Source organism: Streptomyces sp. NPDC031111 (assembly GCF_055570675.1).
Genome location: NZ_JBVIGS010000007.1, coordinates 88,177 through 110,339, shown reverse-complemented (window position 1 = coordinate 110,339; position 22,163 = coordinate 88,177). Strand labels below are relative to the sequence as shown.

The following is a 22,163-nucleotide window of genomic DNA, read 5'->3' as shown; positions in this document are numbered from 1 at the left end:
CGCCCCACCGGCGGTCAGCTCCGCACCCGCAGCAGCAGCACCGACCGGCCCGGCACCGTGATCCGGGTCCCCGCGCGGTGCTCCACTCCCGGTGGTGCGGTCTGCTCCTCCCGCGCGGTGTCGACGACCACCTCGTACCGCTCGGCCCACGGCGGACCCGGCAGCTCGAACTCCACCGGTGCCTCCCCCGCGTGCAGGACGGCCAGGAAGCTGTCGTCGAGGATCTGGTCCCCGTGCTCGTCCCGCCCCGGGATGTCCCGCCCGGAGAGGTACATGCCGAGCGTGGCGGCCGGCGCGTACCAGTCGCCCTCGGTCATCTCCGCGCCGTGCGGGGTGAACCAGGCCAGGTCGCGCAGCCCGTCCGCGGAGTGCGCGCGGCCGGAGAAGAAGGCCCGGCGGCGCAGCACCGGGTGCCGGTGACGCAGGGCGATCAGCCGGGAGGCCAGCTCGAACAGGGGACGCCAGCCGGGGTCCTCCAGCAGGTCCCAGTCCACCCAGCCGATCTCGTTGTCCTGGCAGTAGGCGTTGTTGTTGCCGCGCTGGGTGCGGCCCATCTCGTCACCCGCGACCAGCATCGGCACGCCCGTCGACAGCAGCAGCGTGGTCAGCAGGTTCCGCAGCTGCCGCCGCCGCAGGGCCCGTACGTCCTCGTCCTCCGTCTCCCCCTCCGCCCCGCAGTTCCAGGAACGGTTGTCGTCCGTGCCGTCCCGGTTGCCCTCGCCGTTCGCCTCGTTGTGCTTGCGCCCGTACGACACCAGGTCGCGCAGGGTGAAACCGTCGTGCGCGGTGACGTAGTTGACCGAGGCGTACGGACGCCGGCCGCCCCAGGCGTACAGGTCGCTGGACCCGGACAGCCGGTAGCCCATCTCCCGCACGTCCGGCAGCGCGTGCCGCCAGAAGTCCCGTACGGCGTCGCGGTACCGGTCGTTCCACTCCGTCCACAGCGGAGGGAACGCGCCCACCTGGTAGCCCCCGGAGCCCACGTCCCACGGCTCGGCGATGAGCTTCACCCGGCGCAGCACCGGGTCCTGGGCGATCACCGCGAGGAACGGGGAGAGCATGTCGACGTCGTGCATCGAACGGGCCAGCGCCGCCGCCAGGTCGAAGCGGAACCCGTCGACGCCCATCTCGGTCACCCAGTAGCGCAGCGAGTCCGTGATCAGACGCAGCACGTGCGGCTGGACCACGTGCAGGGTGTTGCCGCAGCCCGTGTAGTCGGCGTAGCGGCGCGCGTCGGGCTGGAGGCGGTAGTAGCCGCGATTGTCGATGCCCTTCAACGACAGGGTGGGCCCCAGCTCGCCCGCCTCGGCGGTGTGGTTGTAGACCACGTCGAGGATCACCTCGATGCCGGCCGCGTGCAGGGCGCGCACCATCCGCTTGAACTCGCCGACCTGCTGCCCGGTCGTCCCGGAGGCCGCGTAGCCGGAGTGCGGGGCGAAGTAGCCGATCGAGTTGTAGCCCCAGTAGTTGCGCAGTCCACGCCGCAGCAGATGGTCCTCGTGCGCGAACTGGTGCACGGGCAGCAGCTCGACGGCCGTGACGCCCAGCCGCACCAGGTGCTCGACCGCCGCGGGGTGCGCGAGACCGGCGTACGTGCCGCGCAGTTCCTCCGGGACGCCGGGGTGGCGCATCGTGAAGCCGCGCACGTGCAGCTCGTAGATCACCGAGTCCGCCCACGGCGTCTTCGGCCGGTGGTCGTCCGCCCAGTCGTCGTCATCGTGGACGACGACACCCTTGGGGACGTACGGCGCTGAGTCCCGGTCGTCGCGCACGGTGTCCGCGACATGCTGCTCCGGCCAGTCGCGGACGTGCCCGTACACCTCGCCCGGCAGCCCGAAGTCCCCGTCCACCGCGCGGGCGTACGGGTCGAGCAGCAGCTTCGCCGGGTTCCAGCGGGCGCCCGTCCACGGGTCCCAGCGGCCGTGCACCCGGTAGCCGTAGCGCTGCCCCGGCAGCACCCCGGGCACGAAGCCGTGCCAGATCTCGTGCGTCAGCTCGGTGAGCCGGGCCCTGCTCTCCCGGCCCCGCTCGTCGAACAGGCACAGCTCGACGCCCTCCGCCCCGCCCGCCCACAACGCGAAGTTGGTCCCCGCCACCCCGTCCGGACCGACCCGGAACCGGGCGCCCAGCGGCGTCGGCCGGCCCGGCCGCACGGGCACCGTGGGCACGGGCTGCGCCGGCCGCACGCCGTTCACGACGGCGGCCGGACGCCCGTCCCCGGTGGCCCGCTCTCCGGCCACCGCCTCCTGCTCGGCTGCGCTGGACACCTGTCAGCCTCCCGCGGCTCGTGGGGGACGACGGCGGACAGGGGTGTACGGCCCGTTTCATCGGCTCGGCCGCGGCTCCCGGCGCATCGTCCTCCCAAGGTTCTGCCCAGACCGTGCCTCGCACTCACGTTTCCCCCAAGGGCGGCATGGTCGTTTCCCGGAGGTGCGGCCCGTCGTTGGGCACCGCGTGACGTACGTACAAGGGCGCGCACGGCGCGCGAGGGCCGCGCTGGCCGCCGTAGTGACATGGGCAGGACTGCTGGCGGGAGCCGCCGGCTGCACGGCGGACGGCACCGTCGGCGGGGCGTTCGGGCCCCCCGCCCCCGAAGAGGTCATCCGGGTGACGCCCGACGACGGCAGCGAGGACGTACGCCCCGACTCCGGGCTGCGGGTGCGGGTGCCGGACGGGCGGCTGGAGTCGGTGAAGGTCGTCGTGTCGCAGGACGCGCGGGAGTCCCCGGTGCCGGGGCGGATCTCCCGCGACGGGCTGACCTGGAAGCCGGACGACGAACGGCTGGCGCTGGCCGCCAAGTACACCGTCGACGCCGTGGCGTTGGACGGCTCCGGCCGCCGCTCGGCCCGCCACACCACGTTCACCACCTATGTCCCGGAGGAACGCTTCATCGGCTACGTGGCTCCCGAGGACCGTTCCACGGTGGGCACCGGCATGATCGTCTCCCTGGAGTTCAACCGGAAGATCGTGCACCGCGCGGCCGTCGAACGCGCCGTCCGCGTCACCGCCCGCCCGGCCGTCGAGGTCCGCCCGCACTGGTTCGGCGACTCCCGCCTGGACTTCCGCCCCGAGCACTACTGGAAGCCCGGCACCCGGGTCACCGTCGACCTGAACCTGCGGGACGTGGAGGGAGCGCCGGGGGTCTACGGCCTCCAGCGCCGCACCTTCGGCTTCACCGTCGGCCGCAGCCAGGTGTCGGTGGTCGACGCCGCCGACCACACCATGCGGGTGCGGCGGGACGGAGAACTGCTGGCCACCGTGCCCATCACGGCGGGGGCGCGGAAGACGCCCACCTACAACGGCAGGATGGTGATCACCGAGATGCTCGAGGTCACCCGCATGAACGGCGCGACGGTCGGCTTCACCGACGACGACGGCAAGGGCGAGTACGACATCCCCGACGTCCCGCACGCCATCCGGCTGACCAGCTCCGGCACCTTCCTGCACGGCAACTACTGGGCCGACCCGGACGTCTTCGGCAGCACCAACGTCAGCCACGGCTGTGTCGGCCTGCGCGACGCGAAGGGCGGCGGCGCGGACACCCCGGCGGGCTGGTTCTTCGACCGCAGTCTGATCGGCGACGTCGTCGAGGTCGTCAACAGCAAGGACAGGACGGTCGCCCCCGACAACGGCCTCGGCGGCTGGAACATGAACTGGAAGAAATGGAAGGCGGGCAGCGCGGTGAAGTAGCGCGGACGTCAACCCTCGGGCGGACCGTTGAAGTTGGAACGGAACGGTGACAAAACCGCCGCCGGTAACGCCCCTGGCCAGTGGTTATGATGCGCCGAGCGCGCGAGGGGCGCGCGGGGGCGCGGGCCCGGCCAGGGCGTGAGGCCCGCCGAGGGGAGAACAAGTGAACGTGCCGATTTCGGGGGCGTCGGTTGGCGCGCGGGGGCGTGGCGGCAGGAAGCTGGCGGCGCTGGCACTCGGGGTGATGCTGGCGGTGACCGCCTGCGGCGGCGGAGGATCGGAGGGGGGTTCCGGCTCGGGCGACGGCAAGGGCAGGGGCAAGGGCAAGGACTCGACCGCCGCGCAGAGCAAGCAGTCCGAGGCCGTGGTCAGTATCGCGCCGAAGGACGGCGCGAAGTCCGTCGGGACCAGCGGCGCGCTGAAGGTGAACGCGAGCAACGGCAAGCTGACCGAGGTCGTCGTCAAGAACCCGGACGGTGACCGGATCGAGGGAGAGATATCCGGCGACGGCGCCTCCTGGACGCCGTCGACGCACCTGGCCGCCTCCACCAAGTACACGGTGCACGCGGTCGCCAAGGACTCCGAGGGCCGCACCGCCGCCGAGGACTCCAGCTTCACCACGCTGACGCCGAAGAACACCTTCATCGGCACCTTCACCCCCGAGGACGGCTCCAAGGTCGGCGTCGGCATGCCGTTCTCGCTCCGCTTCACCCGGGGCATCACCAAGCCCGAGGACGTCGAGAAGGCCATCCGCATCACCACCGAGCCGGCCGTCGAGGTCGAGGGCCACTGGTTCGGCAACGACCGCCTCGACTTCCGTCCCGAGAAGTACTGGAAGGCCGGCACCAAGGTCACCGTCGACCTCAACCTCGACGGCGTCGAGGGACGCGACGGCGTCTACGGCAAGCAGTCCAAGAAGGTCTCCTTCACCATCGGCCGCGAACAGGTCTCCGTCGTCGACGCCAAGAAGCTCACGATGAAGGTCATGCGGGACGGCAAGGTCGTCAAGACCATCCCGGTCACCACGGGCGCGCCGGGCTACGAGACCTGGAACGGCAAGATGGTCATCAGCGAGAAGCTGACGGTCACCCGGATGAACGGCGACACGGTCGGCTACGGCGGCGAGTACGACATCAAGGACGTCCCGCACGCCATGCGCCTGTCCACCTCCGGCACCTTCATCCACGGCAACTACTGGGGCGGCGACGCCTTCGGCAACCGCAACGCCAGCCACGGCTGCGTCGGACTGCGCGACGTGCGCGGCGGCTGGGACAAGCAGGCGCCGGCCGCGTGGTTCTTCAACAACTCGCTGCTCGGTGACGTCGTCGAGGTCAAGAACTCCAACGACGCCACCATCGCCCCGGACAACGGCCTCAACGGCTGGAACATGTCCTGGGAGAAGTGGAAGGCGTAGCCCTTCGACGGAAGGGACGCCCCTTCCCGACGCGTACGGCCCCGGTGTGCGAGGTACGGCACCGGGGCCGTAGTCGTTGGTCGACCGCACCCCCGGCCGGGCGTGACCGACGGCACCTTCGCCCGCCCCGTTAGTCACCGTTAACCTGCTGGCATGACCGTACATCTGGAAGTCGCCGAGGGCGTCGGCACGCTGCGCCTGGACCGCCCGCCCATGAACGCGCTGGACATCGCCACGCAGGACCGGCTCAAGGAGCTCGCCGAGGAGGCCGCGCGTCGCGAGGACGTGCGCGCCGTCGTGATCTACGGCGGCGAGAAGGTGTTCGCGGCGGGCGCGGACATCAAGGAGATGCAGGCCATGGACCACGCGGCGATGGTCCTGCGCGCCCGTGCCCTCCAGGACTCCTTCACGGCCGTGGCCCGTATCCCCAAGCCGGTCGTGGCCGCAGTCACCGGCTACGCGCTCGGCGGGGGCTGCGAGCTGGCGCTCTGCGCCGACTTCCGCATCGCCGGGGAGAACGCCAAACTGGGCCAGCCCGAGATCCTGCTCGGCCTGATCCCGGGCGCCGGCGGCACCCAGCGCCTGTCCCGGCTGATCGGCCCCTCCAAGGCCAAGGACCTCATCTTCACCGGCCGCCAGGTGCGGGCCGACGAGGCGCTGACGCTCGGCCTGGTGGACCGGGTGGTCCCCGCCGAGGAGGTCCACACGCAGGCGCACGCGTGGGCCGCGAAGCTGGCGCAGGGCCCGGCGATCGCGCTCCGCGCGGCCAAGGAGTCCATCGACACCGGTCTGGAGACGGACATCGACACCGGTCTGGCCGTCGAACGGAACTGGTTCGCGGGCCTGTTCGCCACCGAGGACCGTGAGCGCGGGATGCGCAGCTTCGTGGAGGAGGGCCCGGGCAAGGCGAAGTTCCTCTGAACACGCGCTGAAGTGCCTCCCGGGGCTTGCAATTGACGCGATGTCTGATCCGGGTCCCTCGATGGGGCGGTTTATGGCAGCCTTAGTGCACCCTTAAGCCGTTCGTGTCGAGGGAGCCCGTCGATTGCCCCAGAGCGAGCCGTTTCCGCAGGCAGGAGGGGCTTCCGGCGGCTCCGAAGTGCCGTCGGCATATGCCGGTGGACTGGTGTCGTACGGGGGCGTGCAGGGGGCGTATTCCCCCGGAACGGCCCCGGAGGACCCCTCGGACGGCCATGATGGGGGCATGGCGGGGCTGGAGCGCATGGAACAGCCGCGGGGAGACGGACGCGCGACCGCGTCGCGCTGGTCGCCGACGGTCGAGGACGAACGCGCCCTGAAGGCACTGGAGTTGTTCGGCAACCCGACGGAGGCAGAAGTTCCGCTGCCGTCCCGCCCCGAGTCCGCCGCCACCGCCCGCCGGCTCGTACAGGTGGTCGTCCTGCGGGAGTGGGGCCTCGGCGCCAGGACCGCCGAGGACGCCGTCCTGCTCGTCTCCGAACTGGTCGGCAACGCCGTACGGCACACCGGCGCCCGTGTCTTCGGCCTCCGGCTGCGCCACCGGCGCGGCTGGATCCGCGTCGAGGTCCGCGACCCGTCCCGCGGACTGCCCTGTCTCATGCCCGTCCAGGAGATGGACGTCAGCGGCCGGGGCCTCTTCCTCGTCGACAAACTCGCCGACCGCTGGGGCGTCGACCTGCTGCCCCGGGGCAAGACCACCTGGTTCGAAATGCGGGTCACGGACCGCTGAGGGCCCGTCCCCGCCCGCCTTCGTCAACGGGGAAGGAACAGCGCCTCCGAGCCGACCGGCCGGTATCCGGCCGCCTGGAACGCCCGCATGCTGCGGGCGTTCCCCGGGGAGATCTGCGCCCACACCGGCTCGCCCCCGGCCAGCTGCCGCGCCGCCAGCGCCAGCCGCCGTCCCAGACCCCGGTGCCGTGCCTCCTGCGCCACCTCCACCGCGACCTCCAGCCGCCCGGCGATGCCGCGCCCGAGAACCAGTACGCCCCCGTCCGCCGCCCACACCCGCACGTCGTCACGCCGCCCGAGGGAGCTCGTCACCCGGGGATGGCCGGGGTCGCCGACCTCCTCGAGCGCGAGCGGCGGATCCCCTTCGAGCGCGGGCGCCACCGTCATCACGTCGATCGTGTCCGTCCGCCGCCCCGTGCGCTCCATGAAGGCGGCCAGGAACCGGACGTTCATGGTGGCGGCCAGGGCGTCGCAGTCGGCCGAGGCCAGCGTCCGCCGCACCCACGCGGGGTCCTCGTCGGTGAAGACGACGGAGTGCGCGGTGAACGCCAGCACCCCCGCGTCCCGGCCGGACGGCTGGGCCACCACCGTCGTCCCCCCGTCCGCCGGCGGGAAGACGCCGCGCGCCGCCGCGTCGAGAATGGTCCCCAGAGTCTCCGTCACCCTCGCGCTCCTTGAGTCTCCACCCACTGGAAGGCCCAGACTCGCAGACATGATCGACGACGGCACCGGACTTCTCACCATCGGCGAGCTCGCCCGGGCCACCGGACTGACCGTGCGCACCATCCGCTACTGGTCCGACGAGGGCGCCCTGCCCCCGGTGACCCGCTCGGCGGGCGGCTACCGGCTCTACGACGCCGGCTCCGTCGCCCGCCTGGAGCTGATCCGCACCCTGCGCGAGCTGGGCCTCGGCCTCGACGACGTACGCCGCGTGCTGACCGGTGAGACCACGGTCGCGCGGGTCGCGGCGGCGCACGTGGCCGCGCTGGACGCGCAGATCAGATCGCTGAAGGTGACCCGCGCGGTGCTGTCGACCGTGGCACGACGCGGCTCGACCGCGGAGGAGATGACGCTCATGAACAAGCTGGCCCGACTGTCGGCGGCCGAGCGCGAACGGATCATCGAGGACTTCATGGCGGAGGTCTTCGACGGCATCGACACGGCGGACCCCGACATCCGCACCCGCCTGCGCTTCGCCGCGGCCAACCTGCCCGACGACCCCACGCCCGAGCAGGTGGACGCCTGGGTGGAGCTGGCCGAGCTGATCCAGGACCCGGAGTTCCGGGCGACCATGCGCAGGATGATCGAGTTCAACGCGGCGGACCGGGGGCCCGACGTCCCCGCCGGAAGCTCCCTGTGGTTCATGAGCCGCCTGGTCCGGCTCGCGGGCGAGGCCGTGCGGGAGGGGGTCGCGCCGGAGTCGCCGCGGGCCGCAGGCATCCTGCGCGAGCTGATCGGCGACGCCGACGCCGCCGCCGTCCTGGAACGCCTCTCGGCGGCGACCAACGTACGCCTCGCCCGCTACCGCGAACTCAGCGCGATCGTGAACGGCCTGGAACCGCCGTCGTCGCACGAGGAGCAGTTCGGGTGGGTGGTCGCCGCACTGAGGGCTCAGGTGGGCGGTTAATCTGACCTACGCCAGTTAGACGCACAGTACGAGACGAGGGGCGGATCGGTGGCGGACATCGAGGAAGCGCGCAAGCAGTTCGAGCGGATCGATACGGACGGGGACGGGTTCATCACCGCTGCCGAGTTCAAGAGCGCCCTGGCCCAGGGCGGTGACTGGAACGTCACCGAGGCGGTCGCCGAGGCCGTGATCAAGTCCCGGGACCTCAACGGCGACAAGGTCCTGTCCTTCGACGAGTTCTGGGCCCACCTGAACAAGTAGGTCCGGAATAGCCCGCCCGTCCCGGGGGTTGGTGCCGACCGTGTGGTTCCCGGAGGGAACCGAAGCGGACATCGATCCCCGGAAGGGCGAGGCGAGCGCGAAATGAAGATCGGCATCATCGGTGCGGGCAACATCGGGGGAAACCTCACACGGCGGCTCACGGCCCTCGGCCATGACGTCTCCGTCGCCAACTCCCGCGGACCCGAGACGCTCACCGATCTGGCGGAGGAGACCGGCGCGACACCGGTGCGGGCCGAGGACGCGGCACGCGGCGCCGAGATCGTCGTCGTCACGGTCCCGCTGAAGGCCGTACCGGACCTGCCGTCCGGCCTCTTCGACGAGGCCGCGGACGGTGTGGCCGTCATCGACACCGGCAACTACTACCCCCGGCAGCGCGACGGCAGGATCGCGGGCATCGAGGACGAGGGCCTCACGGAGAGCCGCTGGACGGAACGGCAGATCGGCCACCCCGTGATCAAGGCGTTCAACGGCACGTACGCCCAGGACATCCTGGACCGCCACCGCCCCGCCGGCGACCCCGACCGGCTGGCCGTGCCCGTCGCCGGTGACGACGAGGCGGCCAAGCGGAAGGTCCGGGCCCTGATCGAGGAGCTCGGCTTCGACACCGTGGACGCGGGCGGCATCGACGAGTCCTGGCGCCAGCAGCCCGACACACCCGTCTACGGCCTGCGCGAGGGCACCGAGTCCGTCACCAAGGCACTGGCCGAGGCCTCCCCGGAACGCAAGCCGGAGTTCCGCGGCTAGATCTTCCCTGTTCACACCATCCCTGGCAATCGTTCTCACCTGGTCCAAGGAACCTCCCGGTCGGCTCTCCCTGTGGCGCACTGTGCCCTCGACGAGAGCGCCCTTGAGTGCTGTCCGACGGTCTGGCGTGCGGGAGCGTTACGCATGTTCGACACGGTCGTTGAGTCGAGGAAAGGCAATTGTCGGGGCGTGGTGGCCGGGGGATGGCGTGGAGATTTGCAGGGCGCGTGGGGATGGTTGGTTTTGCGATCGGACATCTGATGCGCACCGGTTCACAAAAGGCCTGTGCGCCGCCCATTACGCGCAACACCGAAGAGGCGGGCGCATGGAACCGATCGGTGCGGCTCGCGCGGTGACGGAACGGCGTATGTGTAAGTTCGACGCATGCGGGAGAGCGGTCTCAGCCAAGGGCCTCTGTACAGGCCACTACCAGCAGCAGAGGAACGGCCGCCCCCTCACGTCACTCCAGCGAAAGCGAGGCAATGGTGCTGTGCAGGCGATGATTGAGCGAGGGGTCATCGAGTGTCTCGGATGCGGTGAAGACAAGGTTCTGTCCGAGTACTCGATGCTCAATTCATCAGGTGCTCCGCGCCCGTATTGCAAGCCGTGCAATGCCGAGCGTGTACGACTTGGGCACTACAACGTGACCAAGGAGTTTATCGACGCGTTGCTGCTGTTGCAGGAGGGCAGGTGCGCGGTGTGCCAGGTTGTCGCCCCAGGGAGAAGGGCTCTGGACATCGATCACGACCACGGATGTTGTCCAGGCAGGCGCAGCTGTGGTGAGTGCGTTCGAGGGCTCGTTTGCAACAACTGCAACATCCACGCTCTGGGGTGGTACGAGGCACTACCACCTGAACTGCGTACCTTTGACCTGCTGAACGGGTATCTCGCAGATCCGCCTGCCAAGCGTCTCCATGTGCAGTTGCTGGCCGGGGCGGGTGACCCATGTTCAGGTGCCCTCGGCCCATTCCTTTAAAGCTGTCTTGCTGGAGAAGTCCGCCACGTTCTTGTCCAGCGGGTCGTCGGTGTACTGGTGGAAGCGCCACTTCGCCTGGATGCGGGGCTTTCCGGCGGTGACGTAGTCGGCGATCCAGAGGCCGTCGCCGGCGTAGGAGGTGGTGTCGACGTTGAGCCAGAAGTGCCTATTGGCATAGAGGATCACTCTGTGATGCGGCCTTAGCTCCTTCACCTTGCGGATGAAGCGGTCCTTCTCCGCGTTGCTCGCGTGCGTCCCCTCGCCGGTCGTCTCCCAGTCGACGGCGAGGAGGTCGCCCCGCCGCTCCGGGGCCTTGCTCACGAAGTACTCGGCCTGGGCCGTGAGGTTGCCCGGCCACAGGAAGTGGTAGAAGCCGACGACCAGACCGGCGTCGCGGGCCGTCTTCGTCTGGGCGGAGAGCTTGGGGTTGGTGTACGAACGGCCCTCCGTCGCCTTGATGAAGACGAAGGACAGACCGTCGGTGTCGTACGAGGACGGCTGGTACGAGCTCACGTCGATGCCACGCAGCATGCGCGCTCCCTGAAGTGCTTGTGGGGGGAGGGGAGTCGCTTGTCTCATTCCCCTCCGTGACCGGGGCGACTCGCCCGCGACGAGGGATTCTTCGACCGTCAACTCCGGTCTCGGACGTCACTTTGGCCCCCCGTGTAACTCCAATGTCGTTTCCCGGTCATGTGCTGGCCACTCCGCCCCGGTCAACTAGGCATATGAATGGCACGTGTTGGCCAATGGGTGGCCCGTGAGGGGAGTGACGTGTTGTTAACCGACGGCGCACCGAGTACGCGCGCCGCATGGCATGCCTCCCGGACCGAGGCGCTCTGCACCCGCGGGCCCCGCTTCGTCACCGGCGCGGACATCGTCCGCATCTCCCGCACCCTCGCCCTGGAGCCGTGGCATGTGACCGAGTCCGCGCCCGCTGCGGCGAGCGATCCGACCGGGATCGTCACGGACGGTGGCCGGCGGCGGGTGAACCTCCGGCTGGCGAACGGCCCGCACGGCTGTCTCTTCCTGCTGCGCACCTCGGGCGGGCTCGGCCACTGCGGGCTCGGCGAGCTCGCCCCCGTGTCGTGCCGGGCGTTCCCCGCGCGGCTGGGGGAGGGCGCCGATCCGGCCGTCGCGAGGGCCGAAAACCCGACGGGCGGGCCGCGCCAGTGGGCCGAGGACGATCTCGACCAGGAGAAGCTGGCGGAGGCCAGGGCGGCCTGGGCGGCGGACCGCGACCACTGGTTCGAGGTGGTCAAGCGGTGGAACGCGCTGACCGAGGACGCCACCGGTGACGACGAGCCCGGCATCCGGGACTTCCAGCGCTACCTCCTGGAGGCGCACGCCGCCCGCGAGGCGGGGACGGCATGGCCCGGGGAGGCGGCGTCGTGAACGGGAGCGGAGTCAATGTCGCCGGCTGCGCGGGCTGCACGGGCGACTGCTGCCGCCGGTACAAGGTCGGGGTGACCGCCGCGGACGTCCGCAGGGTCGCGGCCGGAACGGCCCTGCACCCCGAGGAGTTCGTCACCCTGCTCGAGGACGACTCGGGTTTCCGGCTGAGCCCGGACGGGCCGACCCTCGACCTCTATCTCGTGCGCAGACCGGGGACCGGGGCCTGCGTGTTCCTGATGGAGCTCGATACAGGGAAGGCACGCTGCGGGGTGTACGCCCATCGCCCCCTGGTGTGCAGCAACTTCCCCACGACCCTCGAACGCGGTGCGGTGGGGATCCGTCAGGACACCGTCTGCGGACCGGACTCGTGGAATCTCGCCGCGATGGAACTGACCACGTACCGGCGCGACCTGGAACGCAACCGGGAGGCGTGGGCGGAGCACCGGCGGCTCACCCGGAAGTGGAACGCCGCCGTGCGGAAGGACGGCGGGGAGCGGACCCCCAGGGACCTCTACGACTTCCTCCTCGGCGCGGACCGGACCGGCCGATGAGCCTGCGGAGGAACGACATGGCCGGGCCCGGCGAGGTGGCGGCCCCGCCCGCCCCGGTCGACAAACTCCTGGCCGCCGCCGTCGCCCGGCGCTTCTACCTGGGGCACCGGTCCAAGGTGGAGATCGCCAAGGAGTTCGGCATCAGCCGCTTCAAGGTGGCCCGCCTCCTCGACGCGGCCGTGGCCCACGACATCGTACGGATCGACATCACCGTCCCCGCCGAGATCGACGTGTCCCTGGGGCAGGCGCTGGCCGATCGGTTCGGGCTCCGTCACGGCATCGTTGTCAACCTGGCCGGCGGCGAGGGCGGCGCCGTGACCCCGGCGGACCGGCGCCAGGCCGGCCGCTGGCTCGGAACGGCGGCGGCCCAGTTGCTCACGCGGGTCGCCGAGGCCGGCGACGTCCTCGGGCTGGACGGCAGCCACGCGGTGGACGCGCTCAGCGAGGCGGTGACCCGGCTGCCCCTGTGCGACGTGGTCCAGCTGACCGGCGTGCACGGGCCGGACCTCGCCCATGACGCCGCGGTCGCCGCCGTCCGCCGTACGGCCGCGGCGAGCGGCGGACGGGCCTTCCCCCTCCACACCCCCTTCCTCCTGACCGACGCGGCGACGGCGGCCCTCCTCCGCAGCCAGCCGGCCACCGCCGAGACGCTGGACCAGTTCGCCCGCGTCACCAAGGCCGTCGTGGGGATCGGCGCCTGGGACGCCACGTCCTCGACCGTGTACGACGCCCTGTCGGAGCCGGAGCGGGAGACGCTCCGCGGGATGGGGGCGTGCGCGGAGCTGGCCGGGCACGTCTTCGACGCGGCCGGCCGTGTCCTTCGCACGGAGCTGAACGCGCGCATGATCACCATCGGCGACGCCGAACTCCGTGGCGTCCCCGAGCTGATCGGTGTCGCGAACGGGGGACGCGGCGCCGAGGCGATCCGTGCCGTGCTGAGGTCCGGCCTGCTCACCGGGGTCGTCACCGACGCGACGACCGCGCGCCGCCTGCTCCGGCAGGACGGCCCGGACGGCATGCCGTGGACCGTCCCGTCGCCCCGATCCACCGAATGAGGACAGCAGTGAGCCAGAACAGCACCGACAGCGCCCCGGCCGGGACCGAGCCGGCGGCAACGGTGGAACCGGGCACGGACGGGGAACTCCCGCCCGTACCGGACGACATCCGGGAGGCGGGCCGCCGCGCCCCGGACCACTGGCTGGGGGTGGTCGACCCGATGTGGTCCGGCGAGGGGAGGCCCCCGGACTGGGCGATGCTCGGCCGGTGGCGGTCCGGCCTCGACGGCGAGATCGTCGAATGGCAGGAGAACCCCGAGTACCGGCCGTCGCCCCGTGCGCTCGGCTGGCCCGAACCGGTGGACGAGGTGGACCGCGCCGTCCAGCTCGCGTCGACCGGCTACGGGCCGGGCGAGGCGGTGCCGGCGGCGCTCCTGGGCCGCGAGGTGGCGGTGCTGACGGGGCCGGACGGCGGGCTGCTGAGCGCCGCGGCGACGGACGGCACCCCGGTGGTGCCGCTGTTCACGTCGTCCGTGTTCCTGCACGCCACCGGCGGGTTCGCCTTCGAGGTGGTCACAGTGGACGACCTCGTGCCGCGGCTCCCCGAGGGCCACGCGCTCTATCTGAATCCGTCGGCCGCCGCGAGCATGCTGCTGGAACCCGACGCCGTACGGGATGCGACGCGGGACGGTGAGCGGGGGGACCCGGTGACGGCCACCGGCCGTTCCGTACGGGTGCTGACCGAGGCCGTTCACCCGGTACGGGGGACGGACGCGTGAGCCGCTGGTCGTCCGTCCTGCCGGGCCGGGGCCGCAGACAGGGCACGGGCCGTGACACGGCGAGGCCGGCCGCGGGCCGGGACGGCACCGGACGCCGGGGAGCCGGCGGACCACCGGTCGAGGACGTCGACGGCGTGCTGCTGGTGCGCTCGGTCGAGGACGACTCGTTCCCGCTGGACGTCCTGGCCGAGGTGGCGGGTGCCGTCGGCGTGGAGGAGGACGTCGTCACGGTGATCGTCGGCTCCGCCGCGGGGGGCGGTGCGCCCGACGCCGACCACTGGGCGCGGCTGGGCGTTCTGCTGGACTCCCTCCGCTCCCAGGGCACCGACCGGATACGGCTCGTCATGTCCGGCGCGGGAGACGACCGGCCGGACCGGCCCTGCGTCGCCCGCCGGATCGCCGACGCCTGGGAACTGGAAGTGACCGCGCCGGACGGGGCCGTGCTCATCACCCCCGGCGGCACGCTCTTCGTCCACGGCGACTCCCGCCCGGGGTGCGCCTGGTGGCGCTTCGCGCCCGGTGAGAAACCCCGGAAGCTGGGCCCGCGCGCCCCGGTCCCCGCCTGGGAGGAGGCGCTGGGCCGGGTGCCCACGCGCACGAACGGCGGCTGTGTCGTGGAGCGGATTCCCGCGGGTCTGCTGATCCGCCCGGCCGAGGCCCCCGTCCCCGCCCCCGACGACCTGTGCTTCTCCGTTCCCGTCGACTTCGAGCGGCCCACGGTGCTGGTCGGCGCGCCGCGCGCGGAGGACGTCGCGGCCGACGAGGTGGCGGCCGTGCTCGCCGCGCTGCCCGAGGCGGAGCGCTCCCGCGTCCGGCTCGCGCCGGGTGGCCACCGTGATCTGCTGCGGCTCAGCCAGTCGGTCGCCGATCTGCTGGGCACCGAGACGGAGGTGCTCACGGGCCTGCCGCTGCTCGCCGACCACGCACCGCCCGGGGCGGTGGCCCGGCCGACGCTGGTGGGGCGGGACGGGAGGCCGACCTGGCGGCCGTTCGTCCCGTCCGTGGTCTGCGGGCCCGTCGACGCGGAGGGGAGGGCTCCCGTCCCCCGGCCGGTGGGGAGCCATGCGCCCGACTGGCTGCTCGGCGGCACCGAACCGGGGACCGTACGGCTGACGGACCACTGGCGGGCCACGGTGACCCGTGCCGGGCTCGCCCTGTGGCCGGCGGACGGTCCCCGACCGGGGCCGCTCGGACCGACCGTGGACCCGGACGTGTGCGCCATCGAACTGGGCCTGCCGGGGCAGCCGTTGGACGGCTCCCTGCTGCCCGCGCTGTCCCGGCTGCTGAGTGGCCTCGGGACCGACGTCCGGGCGCGAACCACCCTGCTGGTGCGCGGCCGACTCGTCGGCGGCGACGGCGAACTGCGCCGGCTGGCCGCCGAACACGGCGTACCGGGCATCCGCTACGTCACGGCCAAGCGTCCCTCGCCGATCGGTACCGTCGCCCGCCGCCCGGGTACGGAGTCCGCGACACCCGCGCGGAGGACGGCCGTTCCGGAGGCGGCGACACCGCGCTCTCCGTCCACGTCCACGTCCTCGTCCGTGCTGCCCGCCGTCGGCGGCGACAGCGGGGCGACCCGTGAAGGGCCCGGCGAACGGGCCGGAGGCCGGAAGACGCCGGAGGCAGGAGCGTCCCTCGGGACACGCCCGCCCGGGGGTACGGCGCTCGGTCGCCCCGCGTCGGGAGAGGCGGGGGCGTCGGCTTCTCCTGCGGGAGCGGTGCGTGTGGTCGGCGAGGGCGGGGACGGCGGTGGTGGTGACACCGGGACGGTTGGCGGAGGGCAGTCGGCCCCGACGCGTCCGTCCGGTCGTACGGGGCTAGGTCGCCCCGTGTCGGGAGAGGCGGGGGCGTCGGCGGGCGGGTCGGCTTCCTCTGCGGGAGCGGTGCGTGTGGTCGGCGAGGGCGCAGGCGGCGGTGGTGGTGACACCGGGACGGTCGGCGGGGAGCAGTCGGCCCCGACGCGTCCGTCCGGTCGTACGGTGCCCGGTCGCCCCGCGTTGGGAGAGGCGGGGGCGTCGGCGTCGGCGGGCGGGTCGGCTTCCTCTGCGGGAGCGGTGCGTGTGGTCGGCGAAGGCGCGGGCGGCGGCGGTGGTGGTGACATCGGGACGGTTGGCGGAGGGCAGTCGGCCCCGACGCGTCCGTCCGGTCGTACGGTGCCCGGTCGCCCCGCGTCGCGGGAAGCGGGGGCGCTGGCATCGGCGAGTGCGGTCGGCGAGGGCGCGGACGGCGGCGGTGGTGGTGACACCGGGGCGGTCGGCGGGGGGCAGCCGGCCTCGACGCGTTCGTCCGCCTCGGGGCGCGGTGCGGAACCTGAGCGTGAGACGGGCGGGCCTGGCTCAACAGCCGGAGCGGTGACGGCTGTTGAGCCGGAAGGTGGCGGTGAGGCGCCCGCAGGTGACGGCTCGGGTGGCCCGGAGCCGCACAGCGAGCCGCCGCCGGTGCCGGCACAACGGGCCCGTACCGCCGCGGCACCCGCGCCTGCGGCAGCGGTCCCGAGCCCTCCGCCGAAGGTTCCGCACCTCCCGTTCGTTCCGGGGCATGTCAGCGGGGCCGCCGAGCGTGCCGCGTTCCGGGACTTCGCGGCGGGCGCCTGGGAGGGGCACGCCGCGGCCGTGTCCCGGATGCTCACCCGGATGCCCGCGCTGCGCGGCCACGAACTGGAGGCGGCGCGCACCGATCTCGTCGCCGCGCACGCCTACCTCACGACCGTGGAGGGGCCGTTGCACCACCGCGAGCTGATCCGGGACCTGCGCACCGGCGAGGGGCGGCTGCTGCCCTACGCCGGCTGTCTGGCGTCCGCCCTGCGGCGGCTGCCGTCCTACCGGGGCGTGGCGTTGCGCGGCGGGGACGCCGCCGGCCCCGAACCCGGGGTCGGCACGCTGCTGCACGACCCCGGGCCGGTCAGCACCCTGGCCGGAACCGCGCCGCTCCCCGCCGGAGCCGCCGTGCGCTATGCGATCTGGTCCGTCACCGGGCGCAAGGTGCGGCAACTGCTCGACCGGCCCGCCGGCTCCCCGGAGGCGGACGAGGAGATCGTCTTCGTGCCGGGGACCGGCTTCCGGGTGCTGGGGGTACGGACCGTGCCCGCCGGCCCGCCCGTGGTGCTGCTGCGCGAGCTCCCCGGGAACGCCACCGCCTACATGGACGGATCGGAAGAACTGAGCGGCCTGGACCTCAAGGCACTCGGGCACCTCGAGGACGCGCTGACCAAGGGGTTCCGCGCGGGGGAGGGCCGGGGCTGGCCGGAGCGCTGTTCCGGGCCGGTGGGCCAGGACGGGTAGCGAGGGGACCGCACGCACCACCGAGCACGCGCAGGACCGACACCACCACCGATCACGTGCACAGTCCGAGGAGAATGATGGCAAGCAGTCAGACACAGTCCTCCCCCGACGGGCCGGAGCGAGAAGGGGCGTCCGTCCGCAGGGCGGTCTCCCTGGGGCCGGCCGCCGCGGCCGACCCGGGCCTGATGCCGACACCGGCCGCACGCCCCTCCGCCACGCCGGGCCGGAACGAGACCGAGGGACGGAACGAGGAAGAGGAAGCGGCACGACCGGCCCCGGACACCTCGGAGAACGCGACGGCCCCGGTACGCCCCGCAACGGCGAGCGGGACGGCGGAGGGGCCGGCCGCCGCCGCACTCCGGCGACCGGAGCCGGACGCCGAGGCGTCGGCGGACGGAGCCGCCGAGGGCGGCGCCACGGCGGGCACCGGCGGTACGGCGGCCTCGGGCGGCGCCGACGAACCGCCGTCCGGGAACCCGAAGAAGCCCCTGCTCGCCGCCGCCGGCATCGCGGGCGTCGTCCTCCTCGCGGTACCGCTGCTGATCTGGGCCACGGACGACTCGGAGAAGAAGAAGACGGACCACGTGGAGGTGGCCGCCGGCTCCGACACGCTGCTCGACGAGGAGCCCCTGGAGGCGCCGAAGGGCGAGTACGCCCCGGCGGAGCCCACCCCGGAGCCGTCGACCAAGAAGCCGTCCGCCAAGCCGGCCCCCGTCGTCAAGGCGCCGCCGCCCACGCCGAGTTCGACTCCCTCCCGCGAGCCGGAGAAGACGGCGGAGGCCGAGGTGGTGAAGGAGCACCGGCCCCCGAAGCTGCCGCCCAACACCGCCGCCTACGCCGTCCAGCGGCTCGCCGCGTCGAACCCCGGCCGGCACATCTGCTACCGGGTCCATGTGAAGGGCTCCGGCTGGACCGCCCCGGTGTGCGACGGGGCCACCGCCGGACACGTGGGCAAGGGACGGCCCATCACGGCCATGAACATCGCGGTGTCCGGAACGAAGCGGGTGAACGGCAACGAGTTCGTCCAGAAGGACGGATGGACGACCAAGTGGTCGGGCGCGGCCGACGGGGTCGACCTGGTCCTGGGCAGCGCCGCCGCGAACGCGCCCAGCCTCAGTGGCTTCACCATCGGTGTCGAGGCGGGCAACGTCTGCCAGAACCACAAGCTCGGCGAGCGTGACTGGGGCGGCCTGGCGTGCGAGTCGCCCGAGGGCTGGATCTTCGGCGGCTCCACGGAACCCCAGCTCTGGCTGGAGGCCGTCAAGTTCACCGTGTGAGGGACGCGGCGCGGTGAACGCCCGTCGGCACCGGCCGGCGGGCGTTCACCCTCACGGACTACAGGGCCGACTGGTGCCGCCGCGCGGGCGGCAGGTCCTCGGGCAGCAGCGTGGTGAGGTCGGCGAGGGTGGGCGACGGCAGTGCGCCCAGCCGACGGGCCTGGCTCGTCATCATCGACTCCAGCAACTGCCGGGCCAGCCGGGCGTTGCCGAAGGACCGGTCGCGCGGAATGGCGTCCACGTGGGCGCGCAGTGCTTCGAGGGTGTCCTCGGCGCACTCGTACCCGGAGGAGGCGGCGTGCCGGGACACGATGGTGACGAGTTCGTCGGTGCTGTAGTCCTCGAAGTGCACGAACTTGGAGAACCGGGACGTCAGTCCGGGGTTGGAGGCGAGGAAGCGCTCCATCTCCCCGGTGTATCCGGCGACGACGACCACGATCTCGTCGCGGTGGTCCTCCATGAGTTTCAGCAGGGTGTCCACGGCCTCGCGGCCGAAGTCGTTGGACGATCCCTCGGGGGTGAGGGTGTACGCCTCGTCGATGAACAGCACACCGCCGAGCGCGCTGGTGAAGACGTCCTTGGTGCGCTGGGCGGTGTGGCCGACGTACTGGCCCACCAGGTCCGCCCGCGCCACCTCCACCAGGGTGTCGCGGGGGAGCACCCCCAGCGAGTGCAGGAGCCTGGCGTACAGCCGGGCGACGGTGGTCTTGCCGGTGCCGGGCGGTCCGCTGAAGACCAGGTGGTTGCTGATCCGGGGCGCGGGCAGTCCGGCCGCGATCCGCTGTCTGGCGTTGGTGAGCAGGCTGACCAGGTCGGCGACTTCCCGCTTCACGGCTCCGAGTCCCACCATGGCGGTGAGCTCGGTCATCGGATCGGCCGCGTCGTCGGTGTCCTGGGCCGTCCCGCCGACGGCCGCCGCCTCCGCGTCCCCGACGTCCTGCGGCAGCAGCAGGGTGAGGTCGTTCTCCGCCGGGTCGGTCATCGCCGCGAGCCGGAACGCCTGCCGGTCCACCATGTCCTCGAACACGGCGCGGGCGGCCCGGCCGTTGCCGAAGGACGCGTCGCGCGTCATCTGCTCGAAGCGCACGGCCAGGGCCTCACGGGTCAGCGGCCCGAGTTCGAACTGGTGCTGGGCGCACATGCTCTCGGTGATGGTCACCAGCTCCTCCACCGCGTAGTTGCCGAACTCGATGGTGCGGGTGAAGCGGGAGGCGAGACCCGGGTTGGCGGACAGGAACGACTCCATCTGCTCGGAGTAGCCGGCCGCCACCACCACGACGTCGTCGCGGTGGTCCTCCATGAGTTTCAGCAGGGTGTCCACGGCTTCGCGGCCGAAGTCGTTGGAGGTGCCCTCCACGGTGAGGGTGTACGCCTCGTCGATGAAGAGCACGCCGCCCAGCGCGCTGGTGAACGCCTCGGTGGTCTTGATGGCCGTACCGCCGATGACCTGGGCGACCAGATCGGCGCGGGCGACCTCGACGAGATGTCCGCTGCGCAGGACGCCCAGGTCGGCCAGGATGCTCCCGTAGAGGCGGGCGACGGTCGTCTTGCCGGTGCCGGGCGGCCCGGCGAAGATCAGATGCCGGCTCATCGACGGGACCGGCATGCCGAGCCGGCGACGGCGCTCCGCGAGCTGGTTCAGGTTGACCAGCGTGTTCACCTGGTGCTTGACGTTGTCGAGGCCGATGAGCGCCTCCAGTTCGGCCAGCGGGCCCTCGGGCTTGTGCTCCTTGCCGGGCCCGCCCGGGGTCCCGTCCTCGCCGGCCGGCTCGGCACCCTCGCCCCAGCTGTCCGGCAGGCCGTTGTCCGCACTCGTCAGCAGTTCGACCGAGAGCCGTTCGCTCGCGCGGCTCTGGCGCAGGCCCGCGCCCCGGTTGTCGCGCACCACGCACCGGGTGACGTCGACCGGTTCGGCGCTGTCGACCCGTACGCCGTCGCCCGTACTGCCGGTGATCTCGCAGGAGGTGAGGGTGGCCCGGCCGCCGCGCGACACCTGGACGCCGTGGGCCCTGGAGCCGGTCACCCGGACCCGGTCCAGGGTGATCTCCGCACCGTCCCGCACGCTCACCCCCGCGTCGGCGCTGTCGCTGATCGCGCAGTCCCGCAGGGTGCCCCGGCCGCGTTCGCCCACGACGAGACCCGAGCGCGCCGCGGAGTTCAGTACGGTGTCGCTGATCTCGGGGTCGGAGTCGTCGTCGATGCTGAGCGCGCTGCCGCCGGCGGACTCGATCTCGCAGTGCTCCACCCGGCCGCGGCTGTCGTCGGTGAACTCGATGCCGTGGCCGCCCGCCCCGGTGACCCGGGCGTGGCGCAGCAGGGGATTGGCGGCGGAGCGGACCGAGATGCCGACGCCCGCCGCGTCCAGCACCTCCAGGCGGTCGAACTCGGCCGTGGAGTCGTCCGCGAGGAGCACCGCCCCGGCGGTGTCGGCGCAGTCGGTCACCGTGGTGTCCCGCAGCAGTGGGGCGCTGCCCTCGACGACGCGGACGGCGGCCTCGGTGGAGCCGTGGAAGGCGCAGCCCTCCAGGGTTCCGCGGGAGCGGTCCAGGACGAGCAGTCCGCTGCTCTTGGTGCGCCGGGTGGCGCACCGGTTCAGCAGCGGGTCGGCTCCGCCGGAGATGACGACGGCGCTCTGCGCGATGGTCTCGAAGGACGTCTCCTCGATCTCCGGCCGGGACATGCTGGTCACGAGCAGACCCACCGACGTGTGGTGGACGGTGCACCGCACCACCCGCGTCGAGCTGTGGCCCTCCAGGGCGATGGCGGGCTTGTCGGTGCCGGAGATGTCGCAGCCCTCCACGATGCCCCGGGCCTCGCCGCTCGCCAGGACACCGTTGGCCCGGGCGCCCCGGATGCGGCAGTCGCGGACGAGCGGGCCGGCCGTCTCGCCGATGACCACGGCGGACGTGCCGAAGTTCTCGAAGACGCAGTCCTCGACGATGCTCTCGGTCTCCGAGGAGTCGACGAGTCCGGCGCCGCCGGGGTTGCTGATCCGGCAGCCGCGGGCGGCCAGCGAGCCCTTGCCGCGGACCAGCAGCGCCGTCCATCCGGCACCGGTCACGGTGCAGCCGTCGAGGGCGGCCTGGCCGGCCGGTACGTCGACGACCGCCGCCTCCTTGTCGCGGCCCCGGACGGTCAGGGCGTTGAGCATCACGGCGTCGGCCATGAGCGTGACGGCGGAACCGCTGCGCGGACAGAGCTCGACGGTGCCCGGTTCGCCGTCGCCGACGATCGTCACCCGGTGCCGGATGACGAGGTTCTCGGCGTAGCGGCCGGGACGGACCCGGATCACCGCCCCGGTGCGGGCCTGGGCCAGTGCCTCACCGATCGTCTGGAAGCCGTCCGACCGTTCCGGGCCGACCGTGAGTATTTGGCGTGCCACGCCTCGAACCTCCTTGTGCCGCTGTGTTGTTGGCGTTGTGCGCCGTACATGTTGTGTGCATATCAT

The 22,163-nt window shown here is 72.4% G+C and carries 18 protein-coding genes; 14 read left to right on the top strand and 4 right to left on the bottom strand.

Features of this window, described 5'->3' with window-relative positions; all coding sequences use genetic code 11:
• Nucleotides 1-14: 14 nt before the first annotated feature.
• The gene (gene glgX, locus ACZ470_RS16465; RefSeq protein ID WP_468427749.1) at nucleotides 15-2,267 is read right to left on the bottom strand and encodes a glycogen debranching protein GlgX; all 2,253 of its coding nucleotides are present in this window, start codon (nucleotides 2,265-2,267) and stop codon (nucleotides 15-17) included.
• A 187-nt stretch (nucleotides 2,268-2,454) separates the two neighbouring features.
• On the opposite strand from glgX, the gene ACZ470_RS16460 reads away from it, so the two are divergent.
• From ACZ470_RS16460 to ACZ470_RS16445, 4 genes are all read left to right on the top strand, one after another.
• Nucleotides 2,455-3,690, top strand: a complete 1,236-nt coding sequence (locus ACZ470_RS16460; protein ID WP_468427748.1) for a L,D-transpeptidase — start codon at nucleotides 2,455-2,457, stop codon at nucleotides 3,688-3,690.
• A 244-nt stretch (nucleotides 3,691-3,934) separates the two neighbouring features.
• Complete coding sequence (locus tag ACZ470_RS16455) at nucleotides 3,935-5,104, top strand: L,D-transpeptidase (RefSeq protein ID WP_468428138.1); 1,170 nt, start codon at nucleotides 3,935-3,937, stop codon at nucleotides 5,102-5,104.
• A gap of 153 nt (nucleotides 5,105-5,257) precedes the next feature.
• A complete protein-coding gene (locus ACZ470_RS16450; RefSeq protein WP_468427747.1) occupies nucleotides 5,258-6,025 on the top strand; it encodes an enoyl-CoA hydratase/isomerase family protein in 768 nt (255 codons plus the stop codon).
• A 178-nt stretch (nucleotides 6,026-6,203) separates the two neighbouring features.
• Nucleotides 6,204-6,812 (top strand): ATP-binding protein, encoded by a 609-nt coding sequence (locus tag ACZ470_RS16445; RefSeq protein WP_468427745.1) that lies wholly within the window; start codon nucleotides 6,204-6,206, stop codon nucleotides 6,810-6,812.
• A gap of 23 nt (nucleotides 6,813-6,835) precedes the next feature.
• Here the strand turns inward: ACZ470_RS16445 and ACZ470_RS16440 are convergent, their stop codons facing one another.
• Nucleotides 6,836-7,474: a GNAT family N-acetyltransferase gene (locus tag ACZ470_RS16440; protein WP_468427743.1), complete on the bottom strand. Its 639-nt coding sequence runs from the start codon at nucleotides 7,472-7,474 to the stop codon at nucleotides 6,836-6,838.
• A 49-nt stretch (nucleotides 7,475-7,523) separates the two neighbouring features.
• Between ACZ470_RS16440 and ACZ470_RS16435 the strand changes: the two genes are divergently transcribed.
• From ACZ470_RS16435 to ACZ470_RS16420, 4 genes are all read left to right on the top strand, one after another.
• Entirely contained in the window at nucleotides 7,524-8,438 is a 915-nt protein-coding gene (locus ACZ470_RS16435; protein ID WP_468427741.1) for a helix-turn-helix domain-containing protein, read from the top strand.
• A gap of 48 nt (nucleotides 8,439-8,486) precedes the next feature.
• Nucleotides 8,487-8,699, top strand: a complete 213-nt coding sequence (locus ACZ470_RS16430) for an EF-hand domain-containing protein (protein ID WP_468427740.1) — start codon at nucleotides 8,487-8,489, stop codon at nucleotides 8,697-8,699.
• Nucleotides 8,700-8,741: 42 nt separating this feature from the next.
• Nucleotides 8,742-9,464, top strand: a complete 723-nt coding sequence (locus tag ACZ470_RS16425; RefSeq protein ID WP_468427738.1) for an NADPH-dependent F420 reductase — start codon at nucleotides 8,742-8,744, stop codon at nucleotides 9,462-9,464.
• 325 nt (nucleotides 9,465-9,789) lie between these two features.
• Nucleotides 9,790-10,440: an endonuclease domain-containing protein gene (locus ACZ470_RS16420; RefSeq protein WP_468427736.1), complete on the top strand. Its 651-nt coding sequence runs from the start codon at nucleotides 9,790-9,792 to the stop codon at nucleotides 10,438-10,440.
• Here ACZ470_RS16420 and ACZ470_RS16415 read toward each other — a convergent pair.
• Nucleotides 10,414-10,971: a glycoside hydrolase family 25 protein gene (locus ACZ470_RS16415; protein ID WP_468427734.1), complete on the bottom strand. Its 558-nt coding sequence runs from the start codon at nucleotides 10,969-10,971 to the stop codon at nucleotides 10,414-10,416. The genes ACZ470_RS16420 and ACZ470_RS16415 overlap by 27 nt on opposite strands.
• 198 nt (nucleotides 10,972-11,169) lie before the next feature.
• Between ACZ470_RS16415 and ACZ470_RS16410 the strand changes: the two genes are divergently transcribed.
• The 6 genes from ACZ470_RS16410 to ACZ470_RS16385 all read left to right on the top strand — a co-directional run bounded on the left by ACZ470_RS16410 (nucleotide 11,170) and on the right by ACZ470_RS16385 (nucleotide 18,715).
• The gene (locus ACZ470_RS16410; protein WP_468427732.1) at nucleotides 11,170-11,832 is read left to right on the top strand and encodes a hypothetical protein; all 663 of its coding nucleotides are present in this window, start codon (nucleotides 11,170-11,172) and stop codon (nucleotides 11,830-11,832) included.
• Nucleotides 11,829-12,383 (top strand): YkgJ family cysteine cluster protein, encoded by a 555-nt coding sequence (locus ACZ470_RS16405; protein WP_468427730.1) that lies wholly within the window; start codon nucleotides 11,829-11,831, stop codon nucleotides 12,381-12,383. The genes ACZ470_RS16410 and ACZ470_RS16405 overlap by 4 nt, the downstream gene beginning before the upstream one ends.
• Nucleotides 12,380-13,438, top strand: a complete 1,059-nt coding sequence (locus ACZ470_RS16400; RefSeq protein ID WP_468427729.1) for a sugar-binding transcriptional regulator — start codon at nucleotides 12,380-12,382, stop codon at nucleotides 13,436-13,438. Before ACZ470_RS16405 ends, ACZ470_RS16400 begins: the two co-directional genes overlap by 4 nt.
• Nucleotides 13,439-13,446: 8 nt before the next feature.
• Entirely contained in the window at nucleotides 13,447-14,157 is a 711-nt protein-coding gene (locus tag ACZ470_RS16395; RefSeq protein ID WP_468427727.1) for a type VII secretion system-associated protein, read from the top strand.
• Nucleotides 14,154-17,438, top strand: coding sequence for a hypothetical protein (locus ACZ470_RS16390; protein WP_468427725.1), 3,285 nt, complete (start codon nucleotides 14,154-14,156; stop codon nucleotides 17,436-17,438). The genes ACZ470_RS16395 and ACZ470_RS16390 overlap by 4 nt, the downstream gene beginning before the upstream one ends.
• Nucleotides 17,439-17,512: 74 nt before the next feature.
• The gene (locus ACZ470_RS16385) at nucleotides 17,513-18,715 is read left to right on the top strand and encodes a hypothetical protein (RefSeq protein ID WP_468427723.1); all 1,203 of its coding nucleotides are present in this window, start codon (nucleotides 17,513-17,515) and stop codon (nucleotides 18,713-18,715) included.
• A gap of 58 nt (nucleotides 18,716-18,773) precedes the next feature.
• On the opposite strand, the gene ACZ470_RS16380 is transcribed toward ACZ470_RS16385, so the two are convergent.
• Nucleotides 18,774-22,097 (bottom strand): right-handed parallel beta-helix repeat-containing protein, encoded by a 3,324-nt coding sequence (locus ACZ470_RS16380; protein ID WP_468427721.1) that lies wholly within the window; start codon nucleotides 22,095-22,097, stop codon nucleotides 18,774-18,776.
• Nucleotides 22,098-22,163 lie beyond the last annotated feature (66 nt).

Bases quoted from the DNA above. Each gene is read 5' to 3' on its own strand.
- ACZ470_RS16455 (WP_468428138.1), top strand. From the start codon at position 3,935: ATGCTGGCGGTGACCGCCTGCGGCGGCGGAGGATCGGAGGGGGGTTCC.
- ACZ470_RS16450 (WP_468427747.1), top strand. From the start codon at position 5,258: ATGACCGTACATCTGGAAGTCGCCGAGGGCGTCGGCACGCTGCGCCTG.
- ACZ470_RS16435 (WP_468427741.1), top strand. From the start codon at position 7,524: ATGATCGACGACGGCACCGGACTTCTCACCATCGGCGAGCTCGCCCGG.
- ACZ470_RS16420 (WP_468427736.1), top strand. From the start codon at position 9,790: ATGGAACCGATCGGTGCGGCTCGCGCGGTGACGGAACGGCGTATGTGT.
- ACZ470_RS16415 (WP_468427734.1), bottom strand. From the start codon at position 10,971: ATGCTGCGTGGCATCGACGTGAGCTCGTACCAGCCGTCCTCGTACGAC.
- ACZ470_RS16410 (WP_468427732.1), top strand. From the start codon at position 11,170: ATGGCACGTGTTGGCCAATGGGTGGCCCGTGAGGGGAGTGACGTGTTG.
- ACZ470_RS16400 (WP_468427729.1), top strand. From the start codon at position 12,380: ATGAGCCTGCGGAGGAACGACATGGCCGGGCCCGGCGAGGTGGCGGCC.
- ACZ470_RS16385 (WP_468427723.1), top strand. From the start codon at position 17,513: ATGATGGCAAGCAGTCAGACACAGTCCTCCCCCGACGGGCCGGAGCGA.